We start from the raw sequence: 10983 nt of genomic DNA, 5'->3' as shown, positions 1-10983 counted from the left end.
CGCGGGGCTTTTTTAATTTATAGACAAGGGCTACCGCGCACTACAGGAACCTGAGCCGCGCTAGGAGGCTTGGTTCCCTGGAAACCAAACTCTACCGTCTGACCAGGCTGAATAATGGCATTCCAATCCAAATTACCCGCTGCATAACTACCGGGAATTCCGCTATCCCACAGCTGGGCATTCCATAAATTAGTCACCTTGGAACCATCGGTGTATTGCCAATTGATCGACCAACGATTAATCGCGCGTGCACCGGTGTTTTTAATGCGAATCGCCGCCGTAAACCCGTTCTGCCATTGGCTATTCACAACGTAACTGCAAATAGCAGTAGGCGCCAGAGAGCTTGAGGAGCTGCGCGAAGAACTGGAGAGGCTGGAAGGTCTAATTGAACTCGACGATACGCTCGATGGTACAGACGAGCTGGATGGCTTAATAGAAGAACTTGATGACCTAATTATCGACGAACTTGAACTTGAGCTGATGCAATTATCCGAGTATGAATGCGACAGTGTTTTAGTTGCAGTACTTACTCCACCTTTACCATCACGCACGGTCACAGTGAAACGATAATTCGTGACAGGACGCATTCCATAAGCCAGCGTTGGGCCAGAAAAATAACTATTAGTAGCTGAATAGGGATTATAAACCTCCCATTCATAAGTTAACGTATCTCCATCAGGATCAGACGAGTTGGCTGCAGACAATTCTGCATTAACATAACCGCAACGTACCTGCTGAACACCACCCTCAAGTACTGCAAGAGGATTTTGATTAGCGATTGAGCTGCTACTGGACGACGAACTACTGGAATTAACAAAAATCGATGCAGGTTTAGCCGTTGATTTAATACCGTTGGCACCGTTAAAAAGTAAATTTCCCCAAGCCGTTAAATTATTTACATCCCAATTATTGGCAAGATCTAATGCCGGGTTCTGGTTACCACTCCAACTCCAACCAAAATAACCCGCACCATATTGTTCGGCATAATGCATCACAGCATCTTCCGGCAGATCATAAACGACAGCAGGACGAGGAGATGTGTTATTTGGATGATAATAAGAGGTGGGAGCGAAACCACCAACAACCAGGGGCGCACCAATTTGTGCAAAATTGGCAATATAATCCTGCACAGCCTCAGGGGTTGTGTAAGCGTCAAACATTTCTACCGAATAAAGAATTTTAGGCCCATAGATACCGTTGTTTGTATATTGTTTCGCAAACTCCAACATCCCCTTATTCTGATCCTGCCCCCAACCACTACCGTCAATCATTATCACAAAACTACGCAAAGACCCTTGGCCAAAATCACTGAGATAAGACTGCATGCGTGCAATATATTCAGACGAACTCATAGGGGATAGATACTGATTACCAAAGCCAAGAATGATGTAACTTTGTTGGCCAAGTATTGCCTCACGAATACCTGGCCAAGCCCAAAAGCTTGTCGCCGTAGAGGGGATACCTGCATTAGCAAAATCCGGATAACCAGCGACATCATTTGGCTCTAAGACACAAATTACTTTGTTAGCTTTACATGCCTGGATAATTTCGCTCAACTGATTACCCGTAATCAATGTCGCTTGATTATAGAGATTCGCATTAATTTCCACTTGCACGGCATTAGCACCTAATGCGGCAACATCTTTAATTGCTTGCACTGTCTTTTCAGGAGCCAATGCATGCTCAATAGTAACGCCACGAAAAATAAATGGCTTACCATTAGGGTCTAGTAATTTTCCACCCTGAATACTCCACGGGTTAACAGCAGGAGACAACGCGAAGGCAGCAGAGGAAAGCATAGCGACAGCGGCGACTAACGATTTTATTATCAGTGAACGCTTTTTCGGGGAACAGTTTTTCATAGCATTTCCTTTTGAAAACAGCTGATGATTGATCGGTATGTTATTTTTAAAAGGTCACATACCAGCAAGCCAAACATTATTGGGTAACCCAATAACATGGCGCGCTGCTCGAGACCCGGCTCTCTCACCGTCAAATAAAAATATATTGATGCTTAAACAGAACGCCTGATAATTATTGTTAGGATAGGAATGGCAACCAATTTATCTTAGTAAATTTTATTATGGGCGCGCAACAGCTTGCATTGATAAGAAGAAAGACGCAATCGATTTAGAATTTATTCAACCAGCAGAATTGCGAAGTAGCCTGCAATTTCTGCCGGTTATCTCGGGGAGTTTTCGCCTATGGAAAATAGTTGTGAAAAGTAATTTTATTTTGGCATCGCTTTTAACATATCTGCCAATCCTGCACCTACTAAAGCCGCCCCACCCTGCGCCCACCCACCATCAACAGGAATGACGGCGCCGGTGATATAACTGGCAAAATCGGATGCTAAAAATAAACAGGCATTGGCAATATCATCCGTTGAACCCATGCGTTGCAGAGGCACAGATTTTTTTACCGCGGCGCGAATCGCTTCATTCGGCGCCAAACGTTTCATACCTTCAGTGTTATCAATCGGGCCAGGAATAATTGAATTGATACGAACGCCTTCTGCGCCCCATTCCAAACACAGGGTGCGTGTAATCATATCTACACCAGCTTTAGCCGCACACACATGGCTCTGCCCTGCCATGGGTACTTCTGCTTGCGGCGCCGATATATTGATAATCGATGCACCCGGTTTTTGCAGATGCGGATACACCGCTTGCATCACATGAAATGTACCGAGCAAATCAATTTCGATGACCGAGCGAAAACCATTAGGCGACATGCCCATCGCGAGCGCTGGAAAATTTCCCGCTGCACCTGACACCACCACATCCAATTTTCCCCAAGCGGCTGCGATTTCGGCAACGCCATTTTTTATCGCTTCAGCTTCGCGTACATCGGCCGCAAATCCGCGTGCACCAGCAGCACCACAGGCTTTTAGCGATTGAATTGTATCATTCACTTTTTCCTGAGCACGACTCACGACGGCGACACAGGCTCCTGCTTTGGCAAAGGTTTCTGCAATACCGCGATTAATGCCGCTGGTACCGCCAACAACAAGGACATTTTTATTTTTAAAATCAAAGGGCATGCTCATATTATTTTTCCCAGCTGTTTTACTAAGATTAAAAACGTGAAAAATCTGGTGCGCGTTTTTCAAAAAATGCGGTGACAGATTCTTTGCATTCGTCGGATGCCAAACCTGCAGCAAACCCGGCATATTCAGTACTTAAGGATGCATCCACCGCAACATTGGTTGCCGCGCGCAGCAGGGCTTTGGTGCGCCGCACAGCACCCGGCGGCTGCGAGGCGAGGCGCGCAATTTTCGCACGCGAATACTCCGTCAATTCATCCCAGGGAACGGCTTTGGTCACTAATCCTAATGCAGCTGCATCGGCACCAGAGAAGGGTTCGCCCAGTAAAAACAATTCCGCTGCTTTTTGTTGTCCCACCAACCGCGGCACCAAATAGCTACTCGCGTATTCCGGGCACAATCCCAAATTCACAAAAGGCAACTGCATACGCGCATCATCAGCGGCGTAAACCAGATCGCAATGCAAGAGCATGGTGGTACCAATGCCGACGGCATGGCCGCGCACCACAGCAACTACCGGTTTGCCACAGTGGCGCAAAGCCTCCATAAAACGCACTACCGGATGGTTATCATGAATTTCCGGTTCATTCATAAAATCCATCAGGTCGTTGCCGCTGGTAAAAAATTCGTCGGTGCCGGTCAATACTAAAACGCGCACCTCGTTATCCGCATCAGCCGCTTTAATCAAATCGGCTAGCGCGCCATACATGGCGAGCGTCAGGGCATTTTTGCGCTCGGGGCGATTAAAACTCAGTGTCAAGACACGGCTATCGAGCTGGGCAAGAATCTGGGGAATCGGGCTAGTTATCATTATCGGATCCTTCTTGGGCAGAAGTGGAAAGTACAGATACAGGGTTGGATTCAAGAGTCGTATGAGTATAGACAAACTCATCCAGCCTGCGCTGGTGAGCAGTCACAAGCCTATAAAAGATGGCATCACCCACCCTCGGCGGGTACAATTCGCCACCTTCCGTATTTAGCTGCAGCGACCGAATTTACCCTATGAATATCCGTGAATTACTGAACCAAAAAGTCCTCAATGCCATGGCAACAGTGGGCGTACCCACCGACCTGCCCGCCCTGATTGCCCCCGGTAAAAAAGCCGGTTTTGGCGATTACCAAGCCAACTGCGCGATGGGCGCAGCCAAAGCCATGGGCACTAACCCGCGCGAACTGGCGGCCAAAATTGTCGCCGCACTGGATCTGGCCGGAATCGCTGAAAAAGTAGAAATCGCCGGCCCCGGTTTTATCAACATCGACCTCAACCCCGAATGGCTGGGTGAGCAGATCGCTAAAGCGCAAAGCGATGCGCGCCTGCAAGTTGAACAAGTCGCCGCACCACAAAATGTGGTAATTGACTATTCCGGCCCCAACCTCGCCAAAGAAATGCATGTCGGCCATTTGCGCTCCACCATCATCGGTGACTCCCTCGCCCGCTTGCTCGAGTTCCAAGGGCACAATGTCATCCGCCAAAACCACGTGGGCGATTGGGGCACACAATTCGGTATGCTGATCGCCGAGTTGGAAGAACAATTGGGAGCCAAAGGCGATGAAGCCATGGCACTCAAAGATTTGGAAGTGTTTTACCAGCAAGCCAAAAAACATTTTGATGACAACGAAACCTTTGCCAATAAAGCGCGCGAGTATGTTGTGCGCTTGCAATCCGGCGATGCGCAAATGTTAAAGCTCTGGGAACAATTCAAAACCATTTCCCTGCATCACAGCACCGAAATTTACCAACAGCTCAACGTCACACTGAAAGACACTGATGTTCGCGGCGAGAGTTTTTACAACAACGATCTCGCGCCTGTTGTAAAAGAATTGCAAGACCAAGGCCTCGCGGTTGAGAGTGACGGCGCGCAAGTCGTATTCCTGCAAGAACTCGCCGACAAAGAAGGCAATCCATCGCCGATGATTATCCAAAAGCAAGGCGGCGGGTTTTTGTATGCAACAACCGATTTGGCCGCACTGCGCTATCGCGTGAACACACTGAAAGCCAATCGCATTATGTATTTTATTGATGCGCGCCAATCGCTGCATATGCAACAAGTATTTACCCTGTCACGCAAAGCAAAATTTGTGGATGAAACAGTAAGCCTTGAGCATTTGGCGTTCGGCACCATGATGGGCAGCGATGGAAAACCCTTCAAAACCCGCACCGGCGGCACCGTTAAACTCGCCGAGTTATTAACCGAAGCCGTTGAACGCGCAGGCGCACTGGTAAGCGAAAAAAATCCCGATTTATCTGCTGATGAAATCGCGGAAATTTCACGCAGGGTGGGCATCGGCTCAGTGAAATACGCCGACCTATGTAAAACCCGCACCAATGATTACATATTTAGCTGGGAATCCATGCTCAGCTTTGAAGGTAACACAGCACCTTACTTGCAATACGCTTACACCCGAGTACAAAGTATTTTCCGCAAAGCCGGTGTTACTCCGGAATCACTGACCAATGGGATTATTATTGGCACAGAGCAGGAAAAAACCCTGGCAATTAAATTACTGCAATTCAGTGAAGTATTGGATCAAGTCGCCCGCGAAGCCATGCCGCACTTGCTGTGTACTTATTTGTATGAAATCGCCAGCCTTTATATGACCTTCTACGAAGCCTGCCCAATTTTGAAAGATGGCATAGAAGCTGACGTACGCGATAGCCGTTTGCGTTTGTGTCATTTGGTTGCGAAGACTATTGAGCAAGGGTTGGAATTGTTGGGGATTGAGGTGATGGAGAGGATGTAGTTTATATCTTTCTACTAGCTAGTTGATCCAATAAAAAGCCCAGCGAAAACTGGGCTTTTTGTTTCTAGTGGTGCGACCACTAAAATCATAATCCAAGGATCTAAAGAAATCCCGCCGAGATTATTCTGGGCGGATTTAGATAAATTCTTTATGAGCGATAATGCGACTAAAGAGTTTAGCGTTTCACGATCTCGGTATTTTTCCAACCGGTAACTTTCTGATACTCCTCAGGAGTAACATCCAAAAAATCTAACAGTTCTATCGGAACTGCACCATCCAAATGATATTGCGACTTATAACTAACTGCCGCCTCTTTAAGAGTAGGAGCAAACGCAATTTTAGCATCGGGCTCAGCAATACATATTTCATTACTGCAATACCACATATTACCATCAATTCCAATTATCATAATTTTTCCTTCAGCAATTATATAAGTTGTTTAATTTCTTCTAACTTCCTAACCTGATCATTAACAAAGCCCATCAACCTATTGCCCCATCCCTCCAAGAAAAAGCGTGTTTTATTTTTAGCAGTATGATCGCACATCATTAATAACCCCTATTTAGGTAACAACCTATAAACTTTTGGCTATTAATTAAGTATTACACCGTATAGGTAGAAACGCATCCCTATAAATCCTATGAATATCTTTGTGCGGTAATTCAGTTTTTGCATCGAATTTTGCAATCCCATCCAATAACTTTAACATCACGTATATTTGGTTAACACATTCGACCTCAATAGAGTTAACCGCACATATCAAAGCCTCATCTTCATTTTCCGCCACGAAGACACCATCTGGTTTCATTTCACTAAAAACAAAGAATTCTTGTAATAAATAATGATAATCCAACTGTCTCCTTAACACCCCACTTCCGGGGTTTACTTTCGCGGCAGTTTTTAGTTCCAAGGATATTTGCTGTACATCTTTAATGGTGAGCCGGACCAATTCATAAGCTGCATTTAATGGCGAGCCACCATTATAGAAAATTTTGTAATCACCACCATCTGCCAACGGAAACAGTTTTGAATGCAGCGCCTTTATCTGAACCTTCACATACGGATCAAAATCTTTACTGACAACCCCAACATACTTCGAGAACTCCTCTAGATGCTTGTAATAATTTGCAAAATTATTCTGGGCTTTAGTAAGTTCCATTGAAGCTCTGGTTTGCTCTGATTTATGATTTGCATTGAATAGTCCGAGAACAGGAATTAAGAGCGCCAACACCCATAATGGCATTTTGAACCACTCATACCATTGTTCAACTCTCGAATCTAAACCCCAAACCAATTCTTGGTCATGTATTACCTTCCATGACACCAAAGCAACACCAATCATGATTATCGTAAATGGCCACCAAAATGATGGCAATCTTAAGTAACTTTCATGAGGGTCAAACCAATCCCCAAACCAATTCTCTTTATGAATAGGCACCCATGTTTTCCGCTTTTTATTAAGATTGTTAGACATAACTCATCCATTCGTATTATTAATTCACCAACCGATTATAGCCTTATACGCCTCAGACCGCTGAGTAGACTAAGCAGATTAACATCCCAATTTTTTGGGTATATTTCACCGCATAACAAATATTCTTCTTGTTGAATTTCGTCGGGCAACGAAACATAGTAACCAAGTTGATAGCACGCTAATATCGCAACAAGGTATCACCCCTTAAACTACTTACCCCCTATGAACACTATTCAAACCTCCTTATTTGCCATCGCCATAGGTTACTGCCTCTTGAGTGCAGCGGGGTTGCGCAGTTTATTGCCGCAATGGCGGCTGCGGTATTTCTCAGTATTCCTGCTGTTAGAAGCACTCGGGTTTGGCTTTGAATGGTTGATGTTACACCCGAGCACAGGATTCAAATCCTTGTGGCTTGGAGGACTGATGTTGTTGTCGTTGTTGATTGCACCCTGCTTATGGTTATGCACGCTAGAGATTACCCGCCAGCAAACACCAAGCCCCTTTGTTTTGCCTAAATTACACAAATGTTTGTTGGCGATAGCAAGCTTGTGTTTGCTTCCCCTGCTGTTGTCCGCGCACACTGGTAATGAATTCGGTAATGCGGTTGCACCGGCATCAGCTTATCAGGCGATGTTTATCCATGGTTGTATGTTGGTGTGCATCGCTATATTTACCCTACAGGTTCCGATGCTTGTGGTGCGAATTCGATTAATGTTGCAGAAATATGAACAACAGGTTTTTGCGAATGTTTCCAACCCGCATGAATATTCGTTGCAGGCAATAAAATGGCTACTGTTGATTTTGGTGGTGAAGTGGATGATGGCAATCCTGCGTACATTGCACTGCATGTATATCGGGCCGGTGGGTGGACTGGGAATAAATCTGTTTATGACGATAGAGATTATTTTTACCCTGCGCGCCCTTTTTGGCCTAACGCGGCTTAAGCCTTTAGCATTAACCCCTGCATCATCAGAAGATGTAAATCTGGCACCTTCCGCCAAAAGTAATACAGAGAAATACACCAATTCGCCGTTAGACGAAGGGATCAGACGCCGCATCAAAACCAAATTGTTCGCAGCGATGGAAAACGAAAAGCTTTACACGCAACCAGGTTTCAGCCTGAAACAACTGAGCGAGCAGTTGCGTGAGAGTCCGCATTATTTATCCCAAGTAATTAATCAAGATCTGCAAACCAATTTTTATGAGTGGGTCAACAGTTACAGGATCAATGCCGCCAAACAGGCGTTATTAACTTATCCAGACAAAACTATTCTCACCATTGCTGAAGACGCAGGCTTTAATTCCAAATCCACATTCAATACCGCATTTCGCCAACAGACGCAGATGACACCCAGCGAATACCGCGCCCGCAACTTGAAAATGGCGAGCGAATAGCGTTCGTCCCGATCGGATCGGCCGCTGATCACGGCATTACGGGGTAGCCTCCAGGAAACTATCTGCCACTGGAGGCGCTTATGAACACCGCTACAATATTCTTCTGCCTGTTCCTACTGACTATGGGCATTGATGCTGCAGCTACCGATAGCCGAATTACCGACTTCACGATCAAATCGACCGCCCTCGATGGAAATCTTATTGGTATTAAGCGCGAGCGAAATATCAAAGTTTATCTTCCTGCCTCTTATCAACAAGGTAAACAACGCTATCCCGTGATTTACTATTTCCATAGTTTGGGGTGGAGCAATACAAAATTTTTTGAGGATGGAAAAGTACAACGCACCTTGGATGAAGCCATCCGCGCTGGCCGCTTGAAAGACTGCATCCTTGTCGCCGGGGATTTCACCGGCCCAGGCTTGGGAAGTTTTTACAGCAACGCTACCAGCAGTGGTCGCTGGATGGATCACATTATTCAGGAATTGATACCGGCCATAGACCAGCGCTTCCGCACCAATCCATCTGCAACTGCACGCGCAGCGGTTGGGGATATGATCGGCGGTTATGCCGCCATCAAGCTGACAATGGATTACCCCGGCTTATTCGGCAGTGTTTACGCCATGCATCCGTTCGGCACAGCAACAGGGGAAACGCTGATGCAATCCAAGCCTGACTGGCGCCAGATGAATCAGGCTAAGAACTGGAAAGATCTCGAATCCAATATTTATTCGCGGGTATTTATGCTGATGGCACAGGCGTATTTACCTAATCCGGATAAACCGCCCTTCTATGCTGACTTGATGGTGGAATTAAAAGGCGATCAATTAATTACCAACACCACCCATGTCGCCATGCTGCGCGATAATTTTTTATTGGACAGCCGTCTACCCACACGCGCAGAAAATTTGCGCCAGCTACACGGCTTCAAAATGGACTGGGGGCGTTATGACGACAACCCCGACCATGTGTATGCCAATCAAAAATTCACACGTATGTTGGACGATTTTGGTGTTCAACATCAGGCAGAGGAGTACAGTGGCAATGCGTGGAACCAATACTGGGAGGGAGAGGAAAGGTTTATTAACAATGTCATTCCGTTCTTAAACCGTCATTTGGCACCTTAAGCTGGCGGGTTACCAGAGTTAACCCTCTAAACCGGTATGTGTTCACACTGCGAAATGAGTTGATTTTATTATCACCTCAAAAGCTTGAAGCCATCAGGAAAATGTAATCTAATCCAGCTTCAAAAAAACAGCTATCAACAAGAATGTTAAAACAATAACCAGCTGTGCATACTCCGGCAATTCCTCGGTCAGATTTACCTCACACCCCACTAAAGAATCCGTATTTACGGAGGTAAAGATGAAACTGGTAAGCATAATACTTGCGGCGCTATTGTTATTGGTATCAGTACGATATGGCGTGCTCCATCTGGATCACCAAACCCTGCAGCAGCAGTTAACGCAGCAACAAGTAGACTTTGATGCTCGCTTGCAGGAAGAGCGCGAAACCTATCAGAAAAAAATTGATAGTTTGCAGGAGTTTATTGCCTTTGGGCAAAACACCTTACACCCCACCAAACAAGCTCCCCTGACAGCAAACCCTGTTGTTACGTCTTCCAAGCTGGACGAGTTTGCCAGCATCCAGCAAGAAAACCTCAAGCGCACTCTGGAAAAAAAATATGCGCTGTTAATGTCGCAATTGGGCTTGGCAGGACAAGCGCGCAATGAGCTGCAAGAATTATTGTTGCAGCGAGAACAAATTTTGGGGGCATCCAGTATCGGCTATTATTCATCGCAAGCAGATACCGAAGAAGCAATCCGTAAACAACAGGAAAGCCTGGCAGAAATAGATCGCCAAATTGCCCAACTGCTCAGCTCACCTGAAGATAGAAAAACCTATGATTTGCTAAAAGATTCTGCTTACGAGCAATATCAGATGAACAACTTTTTTGATCAAGTACAAGCAGGCTCGCCTATCCCCAGTGAAAAACGCGACACACTCCTACTTAGTAAACTGGAGCAAAAACAAGAGTTTTCCCAATATTTGGAAACAACAGGCCAAACCATTGCAAACGCATCTGCAGCAGAAAAACCTTTTTTAATCGAAAAAGCACATGAAGCGCTGCTCGATTATAAAGACAATTATTTGGCAACGGCGCGTGCAAGCCTGAATGAAGCGCAATACGACGCCCTGCGCGTACACGAACAAAAACATTTTGATGAGATGTGGGAAAGCTTAAAAGCAGGATGGGGAGCACAGTAAAATCACCAACATTAGAGATATGCACCACCCACTATCTTCTCATTACATTGAACGATCCGGA

9 protein-coding genes are annotated in these 10983 nt (G+C 45.8%); 4 read left to right on the top strand and 5 right to left on the bottom strand.

What is annotated here, in order from left to right; all coding sequences use genetic code 11:
* Window positions 1-17: 17 nt before the first annotated feature.
* The 3 genes from B4E62_RS01935 to B4E62_RS01925 all read right to left on the bottom strand — a co-directional run bounded on the left by B4E62_RS01935 (window position 18) and on the right by B4E62_RS01925 (window position 3857).
* Entirely contained in the window at window positions 18-1862 is a 1845-nt protein-coding gene (locus tag B4E62_RS01935) for a cellulose binding domain-containing protein (RefSeq protein ID WP_331350841.1), read from the bottom strand.
* A gap of 368 nt (window positions 1863-2230) precedes the next feature.
* Window positions 2231-3049, bottom strand: coding sequence for an SDR family oxidoreductase (locus B4E62_RS01930; RefSeq protein ID WP_331350840.1), 819 nt, complete (start codon window positions 3047-3049; stop codon window positions 2231-2233).
* Between the two features lie 28 nt (window positions 3050-3077).
* Window positions 3078-3857, bottom strand: coding sequence for an enoyl-CoA hydratase (locus B4E62_RS01925; protein ID WP_331350839.1), 780 nt, complete (start codon window positions 3855-3857; stop codon window positions 3078-3080).
* 191 nt (window positions 3858-4048) lie between these two features.
* On the opposite strand from B4E62_RS01925, the gene argS reads away from it, so the two are divergent.
* Window positions 4049-5788 carry an arginine--tRNA ligase gene (gene argS / locus B4E62_RS01920; protein ID WP_331350838.1) on the top strand — a complete coding sequence of 580 codons (1740 nt, stop codon included), beginning with the start codon at window positions 4049-4051 and terminating at the stop codon, window positions 5786-5788.
* Window positions 5789-5963: 175 nt separating this feature from the next.
* Here the strand turns inward: argS and B4E62_RS01915 are convergent, their stop codons facing one another.
* Entirely contained in the window at window positions 5964-6197 is a 234-nt protein-coding gene (locus B4E62_RS01915) for a hypothetical protein (protein ID WP_331350837.1), read from the bottom strand.
* Window positions 6198-6383: 186 nt separating this feature from the next.
* On the bottom strand, window positions 6384-7262 hold the full coding sequence (locus tag B4E62_RS01910; protein ID WP_331350836.1) for a hypothetical protein: 879 nt from the start codon (window positions 7260-7262) through the stop codon (window positions 6384-6386).
* Window positions 7263-7484: 222 nt separating this feature from the next.
* Here B4E62_RS01910 and B4E62_RS01905 point away from each other — a divergent pair, with 222 nt between their 5' ends.
* From B4E62_RS01905 to B4E62_RS01895, 3 genes are all read left to right on the top strand, one after another.
* Entirely contained in the window at window positions 7485-8657 is a 1173-nt protein-coding gene (locus B4E62_RS01905; protein ID WP_331350835.1) for a helix-turn-helix domain-containing protein, read from the top strand.
* An 80-nt stretch (window positions 8658-8737) separates the two neighbouring features.
* Window positions 8738-9781 carry an alpha/beta hydrolase gene (locus tag B4E62_RS01900; protein ID WP_331350834.1) on the top strand — a complete coding sequence of 348 codons (1044 nt, stop codon included), beginning with the start codon at window positions 8738-8740 and terminating at the stop codon, window positions 9779-9781.
* 238 nt (window positions 9782-10019) lie between these two features.
* Window positions 10020-10922 (top strand): hypothetical protein, encoded by a 903-nt coding sequence (locus B4E62_RS01895; RefSeq protein ID WP_331350833.1) that lies wholly within the window; start codon window positions 10020-10022, stop codon window positions 10920-10922.
* Window positions 10923-10983: the final 61 nt, after the last annotated feature.

The organism is Cellvibrio sp. UBA7671, from assembly GCA_002483145.1.
In the GTDB taxonomy this organism is placed as follows: Bacteria; Pseudomonadota; Gammaproteobacteria; order Pseudomonadales; family Cellvibrionaceae; genus Cellvibrio; species Cellvibrio fibrivorans.
The sequence above is the reverse complement of the archived record's forward strand: the minus strand, read 5'-3'. Positions and strand labels throughout refer to the sequence as shown.